The organism is Lactococcus sp. FSL W8-0209, assembly GCF_038006585.1.
GTDB lineage: Bacteria > Bacillota > Bacilli > Lactobacillales > Streptococcaceae > Lactococcus > Lactococcus lactis.
In genome coordinates, this window is the sequence record NZ_JBBOVN010000001.1 from 1,307,324 (window position 1) to 1,331,196 (window position 23,873).

18 protein-coding genes and 1 riboswitch are annotated in these 23,873 nt (G+C 35.8%); of the genes, 15 read left to right on the plus strand and 3 right to left on the minus strand.

The window, feature by feature from the left end; genetic code table 11:
- The first annotated feature begins 181 nt into the window (after positions 1 to 181).
- The 4 genes from glyQ (at position 182) to MKX45_RS06555 (ending at position 4,930) form a co-directional block, all read left to right on the plus strand.
- Positions 182 to 1,135: a glycine--tRNA ligase subunit alpha gene (gene glyQ / locus MKX45_RS06540; protein WP_057720279.1), complete on the plus strand. Its 954-nt coding sequence runs from the start codon at positions 182 to 184 to the stop codon at positions 1,133 to 1,135.
- Entirely contained in the window at positions 1,135 to 3,156 is a 2,022-nt protein-coding gene (glyS, locus tag MKX45_RS06545) for a glycine--tRNA ligase subunit beta (RefSeq protein WP_128267738.1), read from the plus strand. The genes glyQ and glyS overlap by 1 nt, the downstream gene beginning before the upstream one ends.
- Before the next feature lie 110 nt (positions 3,157 to 3,266).
- Positions 3,267 to 3,509 (plus strand): DUF896 domain-containing protein, encoded by a 243-nt coding sequence (locus tag MKX45_RS06550; protein ID WP_004255340.1) that lies wholly within the window; start codon positions 3,267 to 3,269, stop codon positions 3,507 to 3,509.
- Between the two features lie 43 nt (positions 3,510 to 3,552).
- A riboswitch (Fluoride riboswitch) is annotated at positions 3,553 to 3,627 on the plus strand.
- Positions 3,628 to 3,718: 91 nt separating this feature from the next.
- Positions 3,719 to 4,930, plus strand: a complete 1,212-nt coding sequence (locus tag MKX45_RS06555) for a voltage-gated chloride channel family protein (RefSeq protein ID WP_340816930.1) — start codon at positions 3,719 to 3,721, stop codon at positions 4,928 to 4,930.
- A 22-nt stretch (positions 4,931 to 4,952) separates the two neighbouring features.
- Here MKX45_RS06555 and MKX45_RS06560 read toward each other — a convergent pair whose 3' ends face one another.
- A complete protein-coding gene (locus MKX45_RS06560) occupies positions 4,953 to 5,540 on the minus strand; it encodes a nicotinate-nucleotide adenylyltransferase (protein WP_015426310.1) in 588 nt (195 codons plus the stop codon).
- Between the two features lie 539 nt (positions 5,541 to 6,079).
- On the opposite strand from MKX45_RS06560, the gene MKX45_RS06565 reads away from it, so the two are divergent.
- The 5 genes from MKX45_RS06565 to MKX45_RS06585 all read left to right on the plus strand — a co-directional run bounded on the left by MKX45_RS06565 (position 6,080) and on the right by MKX45_RS06585 (position 12,437).
- On the plus strand, positions 6,080 to 7,552 hold the full coding sequence (locus tag MKX45_RS06565; RefSeq protein ID WP_021722509.1) for a nicotinate phosphoribosyltransferase: 1,473 nt from the start codon (positions 6,080 to 6,082) through the stop codon (positions 7,550 to 7,552).
- Positions 7,549 to 8,037 carry a GNAT family N-acetyltransferase gene (locus tag MKX45_RS06570; RefSeq protein ID WP_029343839.1) on the plus strand — a complete coding sequence of 163 codons (489 nt, stop codon included), beginning with the start codon at positions 7,549 to 7,551 and terminating at the stop codon, positions 8,035 to 8,037. Before MKX45_RS06565 ends, MKX45_RS06570 begins: the two co-directional genes overlap by 4 nt.
- Positions 8,038 to 8,097: 60 nt before the next feature.
- On the plus strand, positions 8,098 to 8,922 hold the full coding sequence (nadE, locus tag MKX45_RS06575) for an ammonia-dependent NAD(+) synthetase (RefSeq protein ID WP_057720276.1): 825 nt from the start codon (positions 8,098 to 8,100) through the stop codon (positions 8,920 to 8,922).
- A 128-nt stretch (positions 8,923 to 9,050) separates the two neighbouring features.
- Positions 9,051 to 9,752 (plus strand): ABC transporter ATP-binding protein, encoded by a 702-nt coding sequence (locus MKX45_RS06580; RefSeq protein WP_057720275.1) that lies wholly within the window; start codon positions 9,051 to 9,053, stop codon positions 9,750 to 9,752.
- A 3-nt stretch (positions 9,753 to 9,755) separates the two neighbouring features.
- Positions 9,756 to 12,437, plus strand: a complete 2,682-nt coding sequence (locus tag MKX45_RS06585; RefSeq protein ID WP_057720274.1) for an FtsX-like permease family protein — start codon at positions 9,756 to 9,758, stop codon at positions 12,435 to 12,437.
- A 128-nt stretch (positions 12,438 to 12,565) separates the two neighbouring features.
- On the opposite strand, the gene gatD is transcribed toward MKX45_RS06585, so the two are convergent.
- A complete protein-coding gene (gene gatD / locus MKX45_RS06590; protein ID WP_010905760.1) occupies positions 12,566 to 13,351 on the minus strand; it encodes a lipid II isoglutaminyl synthase subunit GatD in 786 nt (261 codons plus the stop codon).
- Positions 13,352 to 14,728, minus strand: a complete 1,377-nt coding sequence (murT, locus tag MKX45_RS06595) for a lipid II isoglutaminyl synthase subunit MurT (protein WP_340816931.1) — start codon at positions 14,726 to 14,728, stop codon at positions 13,352 to 13,354.
- 109 nt (positions 14,729 to 14,837) lie between these two features.
- Between murT and MKX45_RS06600 the strand changes: the two genes are divergently transcribed.
- The 6 genes from MKX45_RS06600 (at position 14,838) to MKX45_RS06625 (ending at position 23,859) form a co-directional block, all read left to right on the plus strand.
- Positions 14,838 to 15,503, plus strand: a complete 666-nt coding sequence (locus MKX45_RS06600; protein WP_057720273.1) for an acetolactate decarboxylase — start codon at positions 14,838 to 14,840, stop codon at positions 15,501 to 15,503.
- Between the two features lie 286 nt (positions 15,504 to 15,789).
- Positions 15,790 to 17,613 (plus strand): translation elongation factor 4, encoded by a 1,824-nt coding sequence (gene lepA / locus MKX45_RS06605; protein WP_012897720.1) that lies wholly within the window; start codon positions 15,790 to 15,792, stop codon positions 17,611 to 17,613.
- Positions 17,614 to 17,679: 66 nt separating this feature from the next.
- A complete protein-coding gene (locus MKX45_RS06610; RefSeq protein WP_012897721.1) occupies positions 17,680 to 18,315 on the plus strand; it encodes an SDR family oxidoreductase in 636 nt (211 codons plus the stop codon).
- 172 nt (positions 18,316 to 18,487) lie between these two features.
- On the plus strand, positions 18,488 to 19,954 hold the full coding sequence (locus tag MKX45_RS06615; RefSeq protein WP_340816932.1) for an APC family permease: 1,467 nt from the start codon (positions 18,488 to 18,490) through the stop codon (positions 19,952 to 19,954).
- Between the two features lie 246 nt (positions 19,955 to 20,200).
- On the plus strand, positions 20,201 to 22,690 hold the full coding sequence (gyrA, locus tag MKX45_RS06620) for a DNA gyrase subunit A (RefSeq protein WP_010905763.1): 2,490 nt from the start codon (positions 20,201 to 20,203) through the stop codon (positions 22,688 to 22,690).
- Between the two features lie 83 nt (positions 22,691 to 22,773).
- The gene (locus MKX45_RS06625) at positions 22,774 to 23,859 is read left to right on the plus strand and encodes an FAD:protein FMN transferase (protein ID WP_340816933.1); all 1,086 of its coding nucleotides are present in this window, start codon (positions 22,774 to 22,776) and stop codon (positions 23,857 to 23,859) included.
- Positions 23,860 to 23,873 lie beyond the last annotated feature (14 nt).

Here is a 23,873-nt window from a genome sequence, read left to right on the forward strand (position 1 = left end):
TAGCGACTCGAAGATAGTGAAAGTTCGAGAACAATAATGGCTTAACTTAAAACTGTAATGAACACAAATAAAGTAAAAAATAAAGGTGGAACCGTGCATTTGCACCCTTTGTCTCTTTTCGGATTTTTTCGAGGATTGATGAGTGTGTGAATTGCGGTTTTTTGAATTTCGGAGGAAAATAATGGCAAATAAAAAACTAGCATTTCAAGATATTATCTTGACCCTACAAGGCTTTTGGTCTAAACAAGGGGCAAACTTGATGCAAGCTTATGATAATGAAGTAGGAGCAGGAACAATGAGCCCTTACACTTTCTTGCGTTCAAACGGACCTGAACCTTGGGGAGCTGCTTATGTGCAACCTTCACGTCGTCCTGCTGATGGTCGTTATGGTGAAAACCCAAATCGGTTGTTCCAACACCACCAATTCCAAGTTGTATTAAAACCATCTCCAAAAAATATCCAAGAACTTTATCTTCAAAGTTTAGCTGAACTTGGAATTGATGCTTTAGAGCATGATATCCGCTTTGTTGAAGATAACTGGGAAAATCCTTCAATGGGATGTGCTGGTATTGGATGGGAAGTTTGGATTGATGGGCAAGAATGTACCCAATTTACTTATTTCCAACAAGTCGGAGGAATTGAAGTTGATTCCGTAACTTCAGAAATCACTTATGGTTTGGAACGTATTGCGACAGTTATTCAAGAGGTTGATTCTGTTTATGACCTTGAATGGGGGAATGGCGTAGCTTACGGTGATATTTTCAAAGAACCTGAATACGAACATTCTAAATTTGCCTTTGAAGAATCAAACCAAGAGCTTTTACTTAAACTTTTTGGAGAATTTGAACAAGAAGCGCTTGATTTATTAGATAAAGGTTTAGTTCACCCAGCTTATGATTATATTTTGAAATCTTCACATACCTTCAATTTACTTGATGCACGTGGAGCAGTTTCTGTAACTGAGCGCGCAGGTTATATGCATAGAGTTCGTACAATGGCACGTAAGGTAGCAAAAACTTTTATTGAAGAACGTGCAAAACTTGGTTTCCCGCTCTTAAAAGATGAAGCTTTACGTGAAAAATACCTTGGTAAAAAAGGAAAATATACTAAGATTGTAGAAGGAGAAGAAAAATAATGACAAATTACTTACTTGAAATTGGTTTGGAAGAAATTCCAGCACATTTGGTGACTCCTTCAATCAATCAATTAGCCGAAAGAATGGAAACTTTTCTTAAAGAAAATCGTTTAGAATTTGATAAAATTATTAAATTTTCAACTCCACGTCGTTTAGCAATTATTGTTGAAGGTTTGGCAGAAGCGTCAGAAGCGATTGATGAAGAAGTTAAAGGTCCATCTGCTAAAATTGCTAAAGATGCGCAAGGGAATTGGTCAAAAGCGATTCAAGGTTTCTCAAGAGGACAAGGAGCTACTCCAGATGATTTAATCCTTAAGGGTGATTATTATTATGCTAAAAAACATATTTACGGAGTAAAAGCAGAAGAAATTCTGTCTAAAGTTGGCGATGAAGTCATCGCAAAAATGACATTCTCAACTTATATGAAATGGGGAAATAATGATTTTCTCTTTGTTCGTCCAATTCAATGGATTGTTTCACTTCTAGAAGATAAAGTTGTTGCTTTTGATTTATTGGACGTAACAGCAAATCGTTTTTCACGGGGCCATCGTTTCTTGGCAAATGTTGAGGTTGAACTCAAAAATGCAAATGATTATGCTAGCAAAATGCCAGAAAACTTTGTTTTAGTTGATGCTGAACATCGTAAAGCAGAAATTTCAGCTCAAATTTTGGCTCTTGCGTCTGAAAATAAATGGCAAGTTACTTTGCATAAAGATTTATTAGAAGAAGTAAATAATATTGTTGAATATCCAACTGCCTTTGTTGGTTCATTTGATCCTAAATATCTTTCTGTTCCAGCAGAAGTTTTAGTGACATCAATGCGTGATAATCAACGTTATTTTGAAGTTTATAACCAAGAAGGTCAACTCGCACCAAACTTTATCTCTGTCCGTAATGGGAATGCTGAAAATATTGAAAATGTCGTGCTCGGAAATGAAAAAGTTTTGGTTGCTCGTCTTGAAGATGCAGAGTTTTTCTGGAAAGAAGACCAAAAACTTAAAATTGAAGATTTGGTCGCTAAACTTGCTAAAGTAACTTTCCATGCAAAAATTGGTTCAATTACTGAACACATGGCACGAACAAAAGAAATAGCCGCGAAATTAGCTGATATTGCTGGCTTGACTGATGAAGAAAAAAGAGACGTTGCCCGTAGTGCTGAAATTTATAAATTTGACCTTTTGACAGGAATGGTTGGAGAATTTGATGAATTACAAGGGGTAATGGGTGAAAAATATGCGCTTTTAGCTGGTGAAAATGCAAATGTTTCTGCAGCAATTCGTGAACATTATATGCCAACTTCAGCCGAGGGAGAATTGCCTGAAACAAAAGTCGGTTCTGTGCTTGCAGCAGCTGACAAAATTGATTCGGTCCTCTCTTTCTTTAATGTTGGTTTAATTCCTTCTGGTTCAAATGACCCTTATGCCCTACGTCGAGCAGTACAAGGCTTGATTCGTATTATTGAAAAAATGAATTGGCATTTCGATTTATCTTTATTTATTGACCAATTTGAAGGTGAAAATCATCTTGAAATTTTGGATTTTGTCAAAGCACGTATTCAAAAACTCTTGCTTGAAAAACTCGATCGTCATGATATTGTTGAAGCGGCAATTAATAGTTCAAGCTTTGATATTACAAACATGATGGAATCGGCTTTTGTCATTGATGGGCACAAACTTCACGAACCTTTTAAACCAGCAATTGAAAATGTTTCACGTTCAATTAATTTGGTTAAAAAAGCAAAAGATATTAAAGAAATAAATCCAACACTTTTTGAAGAAGATGCAGAAGAAGCACTTTATAATGTTGTTATTTCTCTTCAAAATCAATGGACTTATATGCCTGGTGAAGAAAAATTCAGAGCAATTGTTCATTCACTTGCACCTTCAATTGAAACTTTCTTTGAAAGTGTAATGGTAATGGCTGAAGATTTAGCAGTTCGTGATAATCGTATTGCGTTGTTGTCAGAAGTTGTTGCATTAACAAGCGTTATGGCTGATTTTTCTTTGATTAATACAAAATAAAATTGATAAATTTACTGACAGAAAGTTTATTTATGACTTTAAAAAGCTGTCAGTAAAATTTGAGTTCTGTCAGTAATTTTAACAATATTCATGAAGAAAGGAACTAAGAAATGGCAATTACAAATGAACAAGTAGAACGTATTAATGAATTAGCGCGTAAGAAGAAAGCAGAAGGATTATCAGAAGCTGAGCTTGAAGAACAAGCCCTTTTACGTCGTGCTTACCTCGATAGTGTTAAAGCAAATTTCCGCTCACAAGTTGAAACCATCAAAGTTATTGATGAAAAAACAGGAGAAGATGTTACTCCGGATAAACTTAAAGAAATTCAACGTAAGAATGGGATGCGCGACTGAGCTTTTTCTTGTAAATATTTCATAAAATGTTAAAATAAATATTAATAATGATGGGTATGGTGCACACCCGAAACCGCTTTAAGAATAAAATCTTAAAACTAATGGCGCCTACAAACAAAAGGCTATCTCCAAGTAGTCTTGTTTGTAGCGCCTTTTGTTTTGTAAAATATTATAAAGTGAGTTAAACTCACAAACAAGGAGTTTCAAAAATGAATTTTTTTAAAGTAGGAATTTCAAGAAGCGCAATTTTATATGTCTTCTTAGCTGTAATTATTGGGGGATTAATTGGTATTGTTGATGCTATATTTGGTCGAGGGCTTATCTATATTACTGAATTTAGAGATAGTCATGCCCTATATTTAATTCCATTTTTAACCTTAGCCGGTCTCTTAATCGTTTATATTTATAAGAATTTTGGTAAAGACAGCCAAAAAGGAATGGGCCTAATTTTTGAAGCGGGGAATCATGGGCGAGAAGACATTCCAAAACGTCTTGTTCCGCTGATTGTTTTCTCGACTTGGCTTTCTCATTTGTTTGGTGCCAGTGTTGGTCGTGAAGGAGTTGCAGTTCAAATCGGTGGTGTGATTGGACATGCGATTGGCAAAAAACTCTCAGCAAAAGAAGCTAAAAAAATACTTTTGATTACTGGTATGGCTGCTGGTTTTGCAGGGCTCTTTCAAACGCCAATCGCGGCAACTTTCTTTGCTATTGAAATTTTAATGTTGGGTAAAATTGAATATAGAGCTTTAATCCCAGCTTTGGTTGGTTCATATGTTGCAAGTTGGACTTCAAGCAGTTTGGGATTAGAAAAATTTTCTTTCGCAATCAATACTAACATTCATATTGACCCTTTGGTTCTATTAAAATTGGCTGTCATTGCCGTTTGTTTTGGACTTATAGGGAGATTTTTTGCGGAATCTTTAGCTTTTATGAAAGCAACCGTCGCTAAAAGAATTGTTAATCCTTATTATAGAATTATTTTGATGGGAATTGTCATCTCAATTGGTTTACTTGTTATTCATTTGGACCGTTATGCTGGTCTTGGGACAAATTTGATTTCTTTAAGTTTTAACGGTGGACATATCAATGGATATGATTGGATATTAAAATTAATCTTTACGGTTTTATCTATTTCTGCCGGATTCCAAGGCGGGGAAGTCACACCACTCTTTGCTATTGGCTCAACATTGGGTGCAGCTTTGGCTATGCTCTTTGGTTTACCTGTCGAATTTGTGGCTGCTGCGGGTTATGTTTCAATTTTTTCAGCCGCAACAAACTCTTATTTTGGCCCAATTTTTATTGCTGCGGAGGTCTTTGGCTTTGGTTCGGTTCAATATATCCTACCAATTATGACAATTGCCTACGTTTTGAATGGAAATTCATCCATTTATGCGCAAGAAGTTCTAAATTTGGAAGTTTAAACAAAAAGATGACCTCTCTGGGTCATCTTTTTTTATATAATTTTTCAGTTTTAATGTAATCAATAACGTTTTGAGGTAAGAAGTAAGTGGGTTCAATATTTTTGGCAAACATTTCCCTTAGCATTGTACTAGAAATTGGTAACAAGGGAGCATCAAGCCAAGTAACAGGATAAGGACTTTTGGAGATTGTATCCGTTCTTCTTAAGGCAATGAATGTCACAAGTTTTAGGAGTTCATCAATTTTGTACCATTTGGGAAGATATTCCACCATGTCGCTACCAATAATGAAATAATAATCGGTATCAGGATTAGCTTCAGTCAGGAGTTTGAGCGTGTCATAACTGTAAGATTTTCCACCACGTTCAATTTCAATCAACTCAAGACCGAGTCTAGGATTTTCTTTGATTGCTAATTCAAGCATTTTAACTCGATGTTTTGCAGAAATGGTTTCTTTTTCATCGACATGAGGTGGAATATTTTCAGGCATTAGTAATACTTTATCCAAATTCATTTGTTGGGCAACTTGGTCAGCCATCATTAAATGAGCATGATGAATTGGATTAAAATTTCCTCCTAATAGACCTACTTTTTTTCTGTTCCCTTTATTCATAAGGGGGCTTTCTCCTTAATTTTTGAAATTATTTAATCTACCAATATTTTGAATCAGTCAATTTATATTGTACCATAGCTCATCGCAATCTATAAGACTAAAGAAAAACTCCTCAAGGGAGTTCTTTAATTTAAGATTCGATTTGGACAATGTATCTACTGTTAATATAATGCTCGGTGTTATCCTCATCAATTACAAGGCAATTTCCGTTGCTGTAACCTTTCTTGAAATGTAAGGCAGAGACGACACTTCCGTCTATTAAGTGGATTTTTACACTATCATTTTGTTTAAGTAGTTTCTTTAGATAACTAATCATAATCCTCTCCTTTCTCCATTACTTCTATTGTAGTACAAAAAACATAAGTGGAGCAAAAAATTGACTAGTTTTATATAAAATACATGGCGAAATTTAAATTATAATATATTGTATAATTATAAAGGGTTCCCAGTACAAATTTAGGGCAAAATTTGATAAAATAAAGATTAGAATTGCGTTAAAATCGGTATGATTAGCGGAAGTGAATATGGGAGAAAAAATTATGCCACATCTATATCAAGACGACAGTCTTACATTACATACGGACTTATATCAAATCAATATGATGCAAACTTACTTTGAGCTTGGACGACATCAGCGTCAGGCGGTCTTTGAGGTTTTTTTCCGTGAGATGCCCTTTAAAAATGGTTATGCTGTTTTTGCTGGTTTAGAAAGAATGGTTGATTATTTAAAGAACCTTAAATTCTCGGAAACAGATATTGCCTATTTGCGTGAATTAGATTATCCGGAAGATTTTCTAAATTATTTAAAAGAATTGCGTTTTACAGGAACAGTTAGAGCGATGCAAGAAGGACAACTTGCTTTTGCTAATGAACCTTTAGTGCAGGTTGAAGGTTCGCTTGCGGAATGTCAGTTGGTCGAAACAGCTATTCTTAATATTATAAATTTCCAAACTTTGATTGCTACTAAAGCTGCTCGTATCAAATCTGTAATTGGGGATGACCCTTTGTTGGAATTTGGGACAAGACGCGCTCAAGAAATGGATGCAGCCATTTGGGGAACACGAGCAGCAATCATTGGTGGTGCTGATGCGACATCAAACGTTCGTGCAGCTAAAATCTTTGGTTTGAAGGCTAGTGGAACACATGCTCATGCTTTGGTTCAATCTTATGGGAATGATTATGAGGCTTTTAAAGCATACGCACAGACACATAAAGATTGTGTCTTCCTTGTTGATACTTATGATACTTTAAGAGTTGGAGTTCCTTCAGCGATTAAAGTGGCGCGTGAATTTGGCGATAAAATTAATTTCCAAGGTGTACGAATTGATTCTGGAGATATGGCCTATATCTCGAAAAAAGTTCGTCAGCAACTTGATGAAGCAGGATTTACTGATGCAAAAATCTACGCTTCAAATGATTTAGATGAAAACACAATTTTAAGTTTAAAAATGCAAAAAGCAAAAATTGACGTTTGGGGAGTTGGAACTAAATTAATTACGGCTTATGATCAGCCAGCGCTTGGTGCAGTTTATAAATTAGTATCTATGGAAGATGAAAGTGGTCAAATGCAGGATACCATTAAACTTTCAAGTAATGCTGAAAAAGTTTCTACACCAGGTAAAAAACAAGTTTGGCGAATCACAAAAAAAGCAGATGGCAAATCAGAGGGGGATTATATTACATTTTCTGATGAACGTCCAGATGTAGCAGAAGAAATTTACATGTTCCACCCACTTTATACCTACATCAATAAAAATGTGCGAGACTTCAATGCTAATCCACTTTTGAAAGATATTTTTGTGGATGGTGAATTGATATATGAATTACCAAGCTTGCAAGAAATTAAAGAATTTGCACGTGAAAACCTTGAGGAACTTTGGGATGAATATAAACGTGATTTGAATCCTCAACCTTACCCAGTAGATTTGTCACAAGAATTATGGAATCATAAAATGCGCCTAATTTCACAGGTGCGTACAACAGTATCAATGACGAGATTGGATGATGAATGATGAGAATAAGACGAATAGACCTCTGTGATGCAAGACTTTTCTGGGATGTCCAAAAGCAATTGGATACAGAAAGTAAGTTCATGATGCTTGAACCAGAGGAGCGAAGATTTGATTTTAGCCGAACAATTGGTCGAATTTCACGTTTTGATTTTTTAGTTGGTGCTGATGTTGATGGAAAATTTGTTGGATTTCTGTCAGCCAAAAGAGGAAACGCTAATCGAATTAGAAATACGGCCTATGTTGTTGTAGGAATTATTGAAGAATTTCAACACCAAGGAATTGGTTCTCAACTTTTTGAGGAATTAGAAAGATGGGCAAAAGAAAAAGCAGTAAAACGGTTAGAATTAACGGTAATGATTAATAACTATGCTGCGATTGCCCTTTTTCAAAAACATGGATTCACAATAGAAGGCGTTCGCCGTGAGGCAATGTGTGTTGATGGAAAATACATTGATGAATTCTATATGAGTAAAATTTTAGATTAAAAATAGTTAATGACAGAGCTGTCAGTAAAATATAGAAACTGTCAGTAAAAGGAAGATAAAATGACATTACAAGATGAAATTATTAAAGAACTTGGTGTGAAACCAGTCATTAATCCTAAAGAAGAAATTAGGGTGTCAGTTGATTTTTTGAAAGATTATCTAAAAAAATATCCTTTCATTAAGTCTTTTGTATTAGGGATTTCTGGTGGTCAAGATTCTAGTTTAGCAGGTCGTCTGGCTCAAATTGCTATCGAAGAAATGCGTCAAGAAACTGCTGATGAGACTTATAAATTTGTAGCAATTCGCCTGCCATATGGTGTTCAAGCTGATGAAGAAGATGCCCAACGTGCGCTTGCTTTCATTCAACCCGATGTCAGTTTGACTGTAAATATTAAAGCTGCTGTTGAAGGACAAGTGGCAGCCCTCAATGAAGCTGGAATTGAAGTATCAGATTTCAACAAAGGAAATATTAAGGCACGTCAACGTATGATTACTCAGTATGCTGTGGCTGGTCAATATCAAGGAGCGGTTCTTGGAACAGACCATGCAGCAGAAAATATAACTGGATTTTTCACAAAATTTGGTGATGGTGGAGCAGACTTGCTTCCACTTTTCCGCTTGAATAAACGTCAAGGAAAAGCACTCTTGGCTGAACTTGGCGCTGACCCAGCCATTTATGAAAAAGTTCCGACTGCAGACCTTGAAGAAGGAAAACCAGGACTTGCTGACGAGATTGCATTAGGTGTGACTTACAATGATATTGATGACTACACAGAAGGTAAAGTGATTTCTGAGGATGCTAAGGCTAAAATCGAAGCATGGTGGAATAAAACACAACATAAACGTCACTTACCAATTAGCGTTTTTGATGATTTTTGGAAATAAAAACAAAAAGTTACTGACAGGATTTCTGTCAGTAATTTTTTTATTAAAAATGATGAGGACTTGAATAAGAAGTAAAATGTAATTATGATATAATTAACTAAAACGTTTACAAAAAAAGGAGGGATAAGATGACATTTATTGAAGTGATTAATGAGTCTAAAATCTACCAATCAGGACAAGAGAAGATTTATGCCAATGACCAAGTAAATTTTGAAATTGAAAAAGGAGAATTGGCTATCATTTTAGGTTCCTCTGGGGCAGGTAAATCGACAGTCTTAAATATTTTAGGAGGAATGGATACAAATGATGAGGGAGAGGTTATTATTGATGAGGAAAAAATCTCTAATTTTTCAAACAAAGAATTGATTACCTACCGACGTTATGCCGTTGGTTTCGTTTTTCAATTTTATAATCTTGTCAATAATTTGACAGCACTAGAAAATGTCGAATTAGCTTCTGAAATTGTCGAAAATGCTCTCGATGCTAAAGAAGTGCTGAAAAGTGTCGGTCTGGAACATCGGCTTCATAATTTTCCTTCGCAACTTTCTGGTGGCGAGCAGCAAAGAGTAGCAATTGCGCGTGCCATAGCCAAAAATCCAAAAATCTTGCTTTGTGATGAACCAACCGGTGCCTTAGATTATCATACAGGAAAACAAATCTTGAAAATTCTTCAAGATATGGCCAGAAAAGAAGGAAAAACAGTTATTATTGTCACGCATAATGCTGCAATTGCTCCAATTGCCAACCGTGTCATTCAAATGCATGATGGAAAAATTAAACAAATTGATAATAATAGCCAACCAGAAGATATTGATAGAATTGAGTGGTAAGCTATGCGAAAAAAAACTTTAAATAAAGAAATTCGCAGGTCAATTACGGGTTCATTAGGTCGCTTTATTTCTATTTTTTCCTTGATGTTGTTAGGGACTTTCGCTTTTGTCGGACTAAAAGTTTCTGGACCCGATATGAGAAGAACAGCGGAAGATTTTTATGCTCAACATCATTTAGCAGATTTAACGCTAACTTCAACTTTGGGATTGGACCATTCTGACCAGCAATTAATTAACGAAACCAAGGGTGTAAAAAAAGCAGAATTTGGCTATTTTCAAGATTTGGTAATCAAAGGAAAAGAAAATAGTCTGCGTTTATTTTCTACACCAGATGAATTGTCAACTTATGAGTTAATGTCAGGCAAGTTGCCTCAAAAAGATTCAGAAATTGCTTTAGATTATTTATATGATGGACAATATAAAATAGGACAAACCATTGATTTTACCCCTCCCAAATCTAAGGATTCTGATTTGATAAAAAATCATTCCTTTAAAATTGTTGGATTTGTGAAATCAAGTGAATATGTCGATAAAAGTGATTTTGGTTCAACGACAGTCGGAACGGGTAAACTTAATGGTTATGCGCTTGTTACCAAGGAAGCCTTTGATTCTGATGTTTATATGATTGCTCGCCTATCCTATAAAAACTTACAAAATATCTCCATTTTTGATAGCAAATACGATAGCCGCTTAAAAACCGAACAAAAAACCTTAGAAAATACTTTTAAGAATCAACCAGAAAAACGCTTAGCAGCACTGAAAACAGCCCCAGAAAAACAGATTAATGAAGCGAAAAGTCAAATAGTTGAGGAAGAAAATCAACTCACTCAGCAAGAAAATCAATTAATCGCTCAAAAGAATCAAATTGGGGAACATGCATCCGCTCAAGTGATTGAGCAAATCAATGCAGCCCAAAATCAAATTAATGCTGGAAAAGAAAAGATTGCTAAAGCTAAAGCAGAGCTTGCAAAGCAGGAAACAGCCCTAAACCAGCTTGAAAAACCGACTTATCAAATTAATAATCGTAAAGAAGGAAATCCGGGGTATAAGACATTTTTAGATGACTCAACAAGAATTGACAGTCTTTCAAATATTTTTCCAGTAGTCCTTTTTGCGATTGCTTTATTAGTGAGTTTGACAACAATGACTCGTTTTGTGGAAGAAGAGCGAGGAAATCTTGGGTTACTGAAGGCTTTGGGATATTCAAACCGTGACATTCGTAAGAAATTTATGGTTTATGGATTAGTTTCTAGCGGTTTAGGAGCTTTAGTAGGAACAATTATTGGACATACCTTTTTGCCGATAGCGGTATTTAATGCTTACACAGCTTCATCTACCTTTAGCAATTTACGGTTAACATTCTCTCCTTTATGGACAATAGTTGCTTTTGCGATAGCTATAGCTTGTAGTCTTTTGCCAGCATATTGGGTTGTCCGAATGGAACTAAAAGAAGTACCAGCCAGCCTCTTTTTAGCAAAAGTACCAAAAGCAGGCTCACGGATTCTTTTAGAGAAAATTAATTTTATTTGGAAAAGAATGAGTTTTACTTATAAAGTGACGGCTCGAAATCTATTTCGTTATAAAAAGAGAATGTTAATGACTATCTTTGGTGTCGCTGGCTGTACCGCTTTACTTGTCATGGGATTTGGAATTCGAGATTCTATTTCTGGTTTATCAAATAAACAATTTGGTCAAATTTTGCACTATGACATGATTACTATTGAAAAAAATAAAGTAAATGACAAAGAAAAAGAAGAAATAGATAAAGAATTAGCCTCATCAGAAATTGAGAATTATTTGCCGATTGCCTTTGAAAATTTGACAAAAGAAGCCAGTGACAAATTAGAAAAACAAGAGGTTAACTTAATTGCGACAAATCGTTCTGATGATTTATCAAAATACATTAGCTTAAAATCTCGTAAAAATAGTCAAAAAATTGAATTAAATAACTCTGGAGCAGTCCTTTCAGAAAAATTTGCTGAACTTTTAGACCTTAAAGTTGGTGATTCTCTGACACTAAAAGATAGTGAAAATCAGCCTCATAAGATAAAAGTAGCAGCAATTACTGAAATGTATATGGGCCATTATATTTTCATGAATCAATCGGTTTACCAAAATGTTTTTAAAAAAGATTTTGTGGCAAATGCCCAATTGATTAAGTTGAAAAATGCGTCTACAAATAATATTCAAAAAATGTCAGCTCAATTTATGCAAGAAGACGGAATTCAAGCAGTTTCACAAAATAGTGACCTCAAAAAGGTGATTGAATCCTTTATGTATGGCATTAATAGTGTCATGATTGTTTTGATTACTTGTGCCATTTTACTTGCGATTGTTGTCATCTATAATTTAACAAATATCAATGTTTCCGAGAGAATTCGCGAATTAGCCACAATCAAAGTTTTAGGATTTTATGACCGTGAAGTCACACTTTATATTTATCGGGAAACGATTTTATTAAGCTTTTTAGGAATTCTGGTTGGTTTTGTTTTGGGGGATTATTTCCATCAGGTGATTATGAACCAATTGTCAGCTGACCAAATTATGTTTGCACCGGGATTACTTTGGACAAATCTTTTATTATCGGCAGCAATTACTTTTGCGACTACTCTTTTGCTAGCTATTGTTGTTCATTTCAAATTAAAAGCCGTGGATATGCTTGGGGCTTTGAAATCAGTAGATTAATCATTAAAAATTTTACTGACAGCTTTTTAAGAAATAAAAAAATTACTGATGAAAATTCGAGGATATCCATAAGTGCTAAAGACACTAACGGCTATCCTCTGACAAAAATTTCATCAGTAATTTTTTTATTATTTTTCAACTTTACGTTTGAGGTCCCCAATTTGTTGGCCTTTATCTTCGTCAGCTAAAATCTCTTCAAAAGCAGGGAGTTGAATTTCTTCCCCATATTTTTGGTAAAGAGCAGTAGTCACCAAACGATAAGCTAGTCGTGCATTTCTTGAAAGAATTGGCCCATGGAAATAAGTTCCAAAAGTATTTTTGTAAATTAAACCTTCAGTTTGATCATCTGGATTATTTCCACCACCGTAAACGACGGTTCCTAGTGGCTTTTCGTCATCAGACAGATAGGTAATTCCTGAATGGTTTTCAAAACCATAATATGTTTCACCAAATTCTTCATTGTGAGTTTCAATATCACCAATAAAACGGTCAGTTCGTAAATTTTCAGTATAATGTCCAAGAATTCCCGTTCCTTGAATTTTTGTCCCTTCGGAATTAACATAGTACTGACCGAGCATTTGATAACCACCGCAAATTGCAAGAAGTGGTTTTTCAGATTCAATGTAATCTTTTAAAGGTGCTGACAAGTCAATCAATGATTGGTCAGCAATAATTTCTTGCTCATAATCTTGACCACCACCCCAGAAAACAAGGTCATAATCTTCTTTTGCAAAAGTATCACCTAAAGAAACGATATTGAAGGTCATCTCTGCCCCTAATTTTTCTCCGACATACTTGAGCATGAGAATATTTCCATTATCACCATAAGTATTCATTAAATCACCATAAAGATGAGCCACATTGAGGGAATACTTTGGATTTTCAAGATTTGATTTTAAAGAGATATAAGCCATTTAACGCATTTCCTTTCCAAGATAATGACCCTCAGCCAATAATTCACGCATTTGTAACATGGCAGTGTAAGTTGCCAAAATGTAAACATGCTCTTTTGGACTCTCTTTAATTGCCTCTAAAACTTCTGAAAGTTCCTTGTGTTCAAAAATATTTTCGGCATTAAATCCTGTCACACGCATTCTTCTAGCCATTTCAGATGAACGAACACCACCTGTGATAATTTGGTCAATTTCCATATCATTAATTAATTCAAAATTAGCATCCCAAATCCAACTTGTGTCAATTCCGTCAGCATAATTGGCATTTAAAAGGCTAACTAAAGTGAAAGGATAATTGGCTAATTTCATCATTTCAAGGGCTTGATTAGCACCTACTGGATTTTTAATCAAAACAATGGTTACTTTTTTTCCGTCAATTTCAAGCGTTTCTTGACGACCAAAAACTGCTTTGGAAAGTTCAAAACCAGCCGCAATTGTTTCTTTTGGCACATTGAAATATTCAGCGACAGATACAGCAGCAAGAGCATTATAAATATTATAAAGTCCGCCAACATTAATTTTATAATCTGTCCCATCGATGACAAATTTAGAAGAAGTATTTGTAATCTCTGATAATTCTGTCAGTTGATAATCTAATTCTGGACGACTAAAGCCACAATTTTCACAGATATAATTTCCTAAGTTAGCATAGGTATTCATCTTGTAAGCCAAAATATGATGACAAACGGGACAAACAATCCCCTCAGTATTGTAATGAGCATGAGTAGGTTCATGGCTTTCATGGTTGAAACCATAGTATTTTACAGGATTAACTAATTTTTTTGAGTTGAAAAGTGGACTATCGCCATTTAACAAAACCGTACCTTTAGGACTATTTGCCGCACCCTTGACAATAAAGTCATAAGTTGTATAAATCTCGCCATAGCGATCCATTTGGTCACGGAAAATATTAGTAAACACAAATAACGAAGGTTTGATATATTCAGTGATTTTTGGCAAACTCGCTTCATCAATCTCAAGAACAGCAAATTTCTTCCCATTCGCCGCCTGAACGCTCCCTTTTCGGTCGCCTCCAGCTTTGGGAGCTTTGAGAAAAGTTGATACAATCCCCGTAATCATATTGGCTCCAGTTGGATTTGTCACAACCGGTCCAAAAGCCTTTTCTAGAATTCCCACGGTCAGTGCTGTGGTCAATGTTTTTCCATTTGTCCCAGTCACAACAATGATTTCATAATTTTTTGTCAGTGATTTAAGAATTTCAGGATCAAATTTTAAAGCAATTTTTCCTGGTAAAGTTGAACCGCGCTTGAAAAATTTTTCCAAGACAAAGCGCGATGAATTACCAGCAAATTTTGCAAATGAAGTTTTTATTGTCATAAGCAATATTATACCAAATACAGGGATTTTTTGCTCTATAAAATTTGAAAAAAATTTATAAAACATATTTGATACTACTAATAAAAAAAAGTGATAAAATAATATCATTATGAATAGCAGAATATTCCAACACAATACTTTTACGACACTTTCTAGTGGTTTATACAAGGGAACGATTACCCTCAAAGAAGCACTAGAGCACGGCTCAGTCGGTATCGGCACACTTGATACTGCAAATGGAGAAGTGACCATTATCAATGGAATCGCTTATCACGGGGACTCAGAAAATCATGTCCGATTAGTTGAAGAAGATGAGACAATGCCTTATGTGGCAATGGTCGAACATCAGCCAATCGCAAAATTTACTGACAGCTCTGTCAGTAATTCAGAAGATTTTCTGTCAGCACTGACCAAGCGATTTCCAACAGCAAATACCGCTTATACTATTGTTATGACTGGTCAATTCAAAGAAGTGACAGTCAGTAGCAAACCAGCCAATAACACTCGTCCTTATGACGAAATTATGGCTGACCAACCTTATTTTACAAAAGAAAATATTTCTGGAACTATGGTTGGAGTTTGGGCGCCAAAACATTTGACTGACCTTTTTGGTCTTGGTTTTCACTTACATTTTGTCAGTGATGATAAAACTTTTACCGCACATGTCCAAAATTTCATTACAGAAAATCTTGAGATTGAAATTGGTAAAATAACCAAAATTGACCAAGAATTTCCTGACAATGATGAAAACTTTGACCAGCACTTATTTCAATAATTTTGTCTGATATAGAAGACAGACTTTTCAAATTTTGTTACTATTCAATTGAGAAGTCAGTAATTTGATTAAAATGTAATTTATAGAATATTTTGCTATAAAATAAAAGTAATTATAGCTCTCACAGAACCGCTCCCTACATAATAAGAGCGGTTTTTTATTGCAAAATATGCTATAATTATTCTAACTGATTTTTAGTTATAAAAAAGCAAAAAGAAAGTTCAGTGGATGAAAAGTAAATTTCAAACCAGTTTAGGTCCACAAGAACTCTTATAAAGGAATCAAAATGAATCTACAAGAAATGAACGCGCGTAAGGAAAAAATTCGTAATTTTTCGATTATCGCCCATATTGACCACGGAAAATCAACACTTGCTGACCGTATTCTCGAGCAAACTGAAACTGTTTCAAAACGAGAAATGCAAGCTCAACTTCTTGACTCAATGGACCTTGAACGTGAACGCGGAATTACCATTAAATTAAATGCTATCGAGTTAAATTATAAAGCCAAAGATGGTGAAACTTATATTTTTCACCTCATTGACACACCAGGTCACGTCGATTTTACTTATGAAGTTTCACGAAGCCTTGCTGCCTGTGAGGGAGCAATATTAGTTGTTGATGCCGCACAAGGAATCGAAGCCCAAACCCTTGCAAATGTTTATCTTGCTTTGGATAATGACCTTGAAATTTTACCAGTGATCAATAAAATTGATCTACCAGCTGCTGACCCAGAAATGGTCCGTCAAGAAATTGAAGATGTGATTGGTTTAGATGCCTCTGAAGCCGTTCTTGCTTCAGCCAAAGCTGGGATTGGTATTGAAGAAATTCTTGAACAAATTGTTGAGAAAGTTCCTGCCCCTCAAGGTCAAGTTGACGCTCCGCTCAAGGCTTTGATTTTTGACTCAGTTTATGATGCATATCGAGGCGTTATTCTTCAAATTCGGGTCATTGACGGCTCGCTTAAAGTTGGGGACCGTATTCAATTGATGAGTAACGGTAAAGAATTTGATGTCACAGAAGTTGGTATTTTCACGCCAAAAGCTGTTTCTCGTGATTTCTTGATGGCTGGAGATGTTGGTTATGTAGCAGCATCTATTAAAACCGTTGCGGATACACGTGTCGGAGATACCGTGACCCTCGCATCAAATCCAGCAACTGAGGCCCTAAAGGGTTATAAAGAAATGAATCCAATGGTATTTGCGGGGATTTATCCAATTGAATCAAATAAATTCAATGACTTGCGCGAAGCCCTAGAAAAACTTCAATTAAACGATGCTAGTCTTCGTTTTGAGCCAGAAACATCGCAAGCCTTAGGCTTTGGTTTCCGCTGTGGTTTCCTCGGTCTTTTGCATATGGATGTCATTCAAGAGCGTTTAGAACGTGAATTTGGTATTGATTTGATCATGACCGCGCCATCCGTTGTTTATCATATCAATACAACGGACGGTGAAACCCTTGAAGTAGCCAACCCATCAGAATTCCCAGATCCTACGCGCATTGAAAACATCGAAGAACCATTTGTTAAAGCTCAAATCATGGTACCAAATGATTTCGTTGGTCCGGTTATGGAATTAGCTCAACGGAAACGTGGAATTTTCCTAACAATGGATTATTTAGACGCAAATCGGGTCAATATCATATATAATATTCCATTGAGTGAAATTGTCTTTGATTTCTTTGATAAACTTAAATCATCAACTAAAGGTTATGCCAGCTTTGATTATGAGATTTCTGATTATCGTCCATCAAATCTTGTGAAAATGGACATTCTCTTAAATGCTGAAAAAGTCGATGCCTTAAGTTTTATTGTCCACAAAGACTTTGCCTTTGAACGCGGGAAAGTCATTGTTGAAAAACTTAAAAAACTCATTCCACGTCAACAATTTGAAGTGCCAATTCAAGCGACTATCGGAAATAAAATCGTTGCCCGTTCAGATATTAAAGCTCTTCGTAAAAACGTATTGGCCAAATGTTATGGTGGTGATATTTCCCGCAAACGAAAACTCCTTGAAAAACAAAAAGCCGGTAAAAAGCGGATGAAAGCCATTGGTTCAGTAGAAGTCCCTCAAGAAGCCTTCTTATCTGTGCTCTCAATGGATGAAGAATAAAACATCTTAAAATCACCATCAAGGTGGTTTTTTGTTACAATAAAAGAAGTAGAAAAGAGGTAGAAAATGAAAATATTTATCGTTGGAAGTACCGGACGTGTAGGTAAAAGTTTGCTTAAATCTCTCTCAACAACGGACCATCAAATCTATGCTGGAGCAAGAAAAGTTGAGCAAGTTCCTCAATATAATAATGTAAAAGCGGTTCATTTTGATGTTGATTGGACACCAGAGGAAATGGCCAAGCAATTACATGGAATGGATGCTATTATTAATGTTTCAGGCTCAGGTGGAAAAAGTTTATTGAAAGTTGACTTATATGGGGCTGTCAAACTCATGCAGGCAGCTGAGAAAGCAGAAGTTAAACGATTTATCTTACTAAGTACGATTTTTTCTCTTCAACCAGAAAAATGGATTGGTGCCGGCTTTGATGCATTAAAAGATTATTATATTGCTAAACATTTTGCTGATTTATATCTTACTAAAGAAACAAATTTAGATTATACAATCATTCAACCTGGAGCATTAACAGAGGAAGAGGCGACAGGATTGATTGATATTAATGATGAGGTTTCTGCAAGTAACACAATAGGAGATGTGGCAGATACTATCAAAGAATTAGTGATGACCGATCATTCAATTGGAAAAGTCATTTCAATGCACAATGGAAAAACGGCGATTAAAGAAGCTCTTGAAAGTCTTTAAACTTTTCTTAATATTTAAAAGATACTTAAAAATTTAAGTATCTTTTTTGATTACAGTAAAAAATTGACAGGAGAGTCTGTAATATTTTATAATTTTAATGACGCTTAAAAGAAAGCGCTAAACAATAAATTGTCAATGTCCGCGATTTATTCAAAAAAATTTAAGGAGTTTTATGGACACAAAAAAAATTAGATGGTTTACCGTCGCATTCATTGCCTTTAACATGGTTTGGGGGATGGGGAATGTTGTCAATAACTTTGCCCAACAAGGAATTACTGTTGTTACCTCATGGCTGTTAATTTTGGCTTTGTACTTTATTCCCTATGCACTTATTGTTGGTCAACTGGGTTCAACTTTTAAAGATAGTAAAGGTGGGGTCAGTTCATGGGTTGAAAATACCAGTACGAAACGCTTGGCTTATTATGCCGCATGGACTTATTGGGTAGTTCACATTCCTTATTTGGCTCAAAAACCACAAGCGATTTTGATTGCTTTTGGTTGGGTGGGTCAAGGAAACGGAAATCTGGTTAATCAGATGTCAATGACCGCTGTTGCTCTGGCTTCCTTAGCAATTTTCTTAGCTTTCTTATGGTTGTCAACAAAAGGGTTAAATACTCTGAAAGTGATTGGTGGACTTGCGGGAACAGCAATGTTTGTTATGAGTTTACTTTTCATTGTCATGGCGATTGGAGCACCTTTTATCGCGAAAGATTTTCATATTGCAACGCCTGACATGGGAAATACTAAAACTTATATCCCTAAATTTGACTTCAGTTATTTCACAACTATCTCAATGCTAGTTTTCGCTGTCGGTGGTGCTGAAAAAATTTCTCCTTATGTTAATCAAACGAAAAACCCAGCAAAAGAATTTCCAAGAGGCATGTTTTTACTTGCTGGAATGGTTGGTATCTGTGCCGTCTTAGGTTCGATTGCCATGGGAATGATTTTCTCAAGCGGTAATTTACCAAATGACTTGATGGCTAACGGTGCATATGCAGCATTCCAAATTTTAGGTCAACACTTTGGTGTCGGAAACTTTTTAATGATTGTTTATGCTTTAACTAACGGTGTAGGACAAATTGCTGCCTTAGCTTTCTCTATTGATGCGCCATTACGCATTTTACTTGCTGATGCTGACCCAGAATTCGTTCCAGCATGGTTGCGTAAAAAAACGAACAAAGGAACGCTTAAAAATGGTTATACATTAACAGGGATTCTTGTAAGTATCATTATTCTTTTACCATTACTTGGAATCGGAGATATGAATGAATTGGTCAAATGGTTGACTAATTTAAATTCAGTTGTGATGCCAATGCGTTATCTTTGGGTCTTCTTTGCCTTCATTATGTTAAATCGGGCAGTGAAACATTTCCAATCTGAATATAAATTTATCAAACAAAAACGTCTAGCCATGATTGCTGGTGCTTGGTGTTTCCTCTTTACACTCATCGCCTGCGTGTTAGGGATGGTTCCAAAATTGGACTATGCTGCTAATCCATCTGCATGGTGGTTCCAACTTGCATCGAATATTTTGACACCAATTATCTTAATTTTACTTGGTATGCTTTTACCTTTCATTGCCCGTCGTGAACAACGCAAAACAAATGGTCTTGATTTAAATTCGCTCTATGTGGAATAAAGCCAGATTATCCCTGATTTTTTCAGGGTTTTTTTGATGTATATTTTAGAATAAAACAAAAGGATAAGTATTCTTAAAAATATCTAAGGATTAATTGTAAAAACTAGTCTATATCTATGAGAAAAGCTGACTTTTCGTGCAAAATTTGGTATAATTTAGATAATCTGTTTGTCAATTGGGGCAAACTCTTCCGAAAGCAAGAAAGGAAAGTAAAATTTTATTTTAATGAGATTTTACAAGGCAAACATGCAAGACAAAAATGTTATCAATGTCAATTTAGTTGAGGAGATGAAGACGTCATTTCGTGACTATGCAATGTCAGTTATCGTTGCAAGGGCACTTCCTGATGTACGTGATGGTTTAAAACCCGTTCACCGTCGTATTCTCTACGGAATGAATGAACTTGGAAATACTCCAGATAAACCACATAAAAAATCGGCACGTATTGTCGGTGAAGTTATGGGTAAATATCACCCACACGGGGATAGTTCAATCTATGAAGCAATGGTACGTATGGCTCAATGGTGGTCTTATCGTCATATGCTTGCTGACGGACACGGTAACTTTGGTTCAATGGACGGAGACGGTGCCGCAGCGATGCGTTATACCGAAGCTCGTTTAAGTAAAATTGCCATGGAAATGTTGCGTGATATCAACAAAAATACCGTTGATTTCATGGACAATTTCGATGGTACTGAACGTGAACCGCTCGTTTTACCTGCTCGTTTTCCAAACCTTTTAGTTAATGGAACCACAGGGATTGCCGTTGGGATGGCAACAAACATTCCACCACATAATCTGGGTGAAACAATTGATGCAGTAGATATGCTCATGGAAAATCCAGAAGCATCAGTTACTGATTTAATGTCTGTGATTCCTGGACCTGACTTCCCAACAGGGGCTTTGGTTATGGGTAAATCTGGTATTCGCCGTGCTTATGAAACTGGTAAAGGTTCAATTACATTACGTGCAAAAACCCACATTGAAGAAATGGCTGGTGGGAAAGAACGTATTGTTGTGACTGAACTACCATATATGGTCAATAAAGCGCGTTTGGTTGAACATATCGTTCGTTTGAACCATGAAAAACGAATTGAAGGATTGACTGCGGTTCGTGATGAATCCAACCGTGAAGGAATTCGCGTGGTTATCGAAGTTCGTCGTGACTTATCAGCACATGTTATCTTAAACAATCTGTTCAAACTAACAAGTTTGCAAACTTCATTTGGTTTCAATATGTTGGCTATCGAAAAAGGAATTCCTAAAATTCTTTCTTTGAAAGAAATCTTAGTTGATTATATTGAACATCAAATAGAAGTTGTTGAACGTCGTACAGCCTTTGATAAAGCACGTGCAGAAGCACGCGCACATATCTTGGAAGGTTTACGTATCGCTCTTGACAATATTGACCGTATCATTACAATTATCCGTGAATCACAAACGGATGCCATTGCACAAAAAACAATGATGGATGAATTCCTCCTCTCTGAAAAACAATCGCAAGCTATTCTTGACATGCGTTTGCGTCGTTTGACCGGATTGGAACGTGATAAAATTGAGGCAGAATATCAAGATTTAGTCGCTTTGATTGCTGACTTAGCCGATATTTTGGCAAAACCTGAACGTGTTAAGAAAATTATTCGTGAAGAATTAGAAGAAGTTAAACGTAAATTTGCTGACAAACGTCGAACAGAATTGTTAGTTGGTGAAGTTCTTACTCTTGAAGATGAAGATTTGATTGAGGAAGAAGATGTATTGATTACTTTATCAAATAAAGGATATATCAAACGTCTAGCTAATGACGAATTCCGTGCCCAAAATCGTGGTGGACGTGGTGTTCAAGGAATGGGAATGTCTGATGATGACTTTGTTCAACATTTGGTATCTACATCAACACATGATCATTTACTCTTCTTTACAAATCTTGGACGTGTTTACCGAATGAAAGGATATGAAATTCCTGAATACGGTCGGACAGCAAAAGGATTGCCAATTGTCAATCTCCTCAAGCTTGATGACGGTGAAAAAATTGCAACAATCATCAATGTTGACCGTGACCAAGCGGCGAAATATCTCTTTTTCACAACACGCAACGGAATTGTTAAACGAACTTCAACCAGTCAATTTAGCAATATTCGGACAAATGGTTTGAAGGCTTTGAAACTCCGAGATGGTGATGAACTGATTAATGTGCTTAGAACTTCGGGTGAAGATGAGGTGATTATCGGAACTCATTTGGGATACTCAGTTCGCTTTAAAGGTGCAGTTGTTCGTGATATGGGACGTGCAGCAGCCGGTGTTAAAGGGGTTAACCTCAGAGAAGGCGACTATGTTGTCGGAACTTCACGAATTGATGACAGTCAAGAAGTCCTTGTTATCTCAGAAAATGGTCTTGGTAAACGAACTCAGGCTTCGGAATATCCAACAAAAGGCCGTGGTGGTAAAGGGATGAAAGTCATGAATGTCACAGAAAGAACTGGTAAATTAGCTGGTTTAACTGCTGTCAATGGTGACGAAGATTTGATGGTTATTACAGATACAGGGGTTATTATCCGTACAAATGTGGCTAACATTTCTCAAACTGGTCGAGCTGCCCAAGGGGTTAAAGTAATGCGACTTGATGATGAAGCACAAATTGTAACCTTTGCACTTGTAGATCCGGTCATTGAAGATGAAGAAGTTGATGCGCCAGAACTTACTGATGAAACAATTTCTACTGACAATAACGAAGAATAATTGAAAAGAAAGTCTGCCAGTTACTGACAGACTTTCTGACTGAATAAGATGGTGCTGACAGCTCTGTCAGTAAAAATTAGAGAATGAAAAAAATAATAATTTGGGTTCTAGCAGCACTTAGTTTAATTAGCTTAAGTGCTTGCGCTAATGGAAAATCTAGTCAAAAAGATAATCGTAATTTATTAACGTCACCAATTAATAAAGACGTGACGACAATGGGAACTTACATTAAAGTCACTGTTTATGACAAAGGAAAAGAAGCTGTAGTTGAAAAGGCTCTAAAACTTCCTGTTGAATACAATAATTTAACAACCGTTAATCAATCAGGTTCACAAATTGATGAGATTAATCAAAATGCAGGAATTAAACCTATCAAGGTGAATTCAAATGTATATGAATTAGTTAAAGCTGGTTATAACTATTCAGCTAAAGATTTAGGTTATGATATTACAATTGGTTCACTGACAAGTCTTTGGAATATTGGAATGGATAACGCTAGAAAGCCTGCTCAATCAGAAATTGATCAAGTTTTGCCTTTAATTAATTATCATGACATAAAATTTGATGATAAAAATGAAACAATTTATCTGACACAAAAAGGCGCTCGTTTGGACTTGGGTTCCATTGTCAAAGGGTTTGTTGCCATGAAAATGGTTGATTCACTCAAAAAAGATGGTGTTACCACAGGGATTGTCAACTTGGGTTCTAGTTCGATTTATGTGATTGGTCATTCACCGAGGGGTGCTGACAGTCCGTGGACAATCGGAATTAAGAATCCAAATGATCCAACTGGGACTCAAATGGGGATTATTAAAGCTTCTAATGAGCACGTCAATACTTCAGGAATTTACGAGAGATATTTAGAAGTTGATGGGCATAAATACAGTCATATTTTAAATCCTAAGACAGGCTATCCTTTTGAGAATGATATTGCCAGTATCACCTTGTTAATTTCAGGAAAAGATAAGACCAATGGTGATGGTTTGTCAACAATGATATACGCTATGGGAACCAAAAAAGGTTACGAATACGTTGAAAAGTTGAAAAATGTTGAGGCTGTATTTGTTGATAAAGATAATAAGGTTTATATTACACCTGGACTGAAAGACAAATTCCAGCTTTCAGATAAAAAAACATTTGAAGTTGGTAATATTACAAACTTAAAATAATTGTTTAAATATTG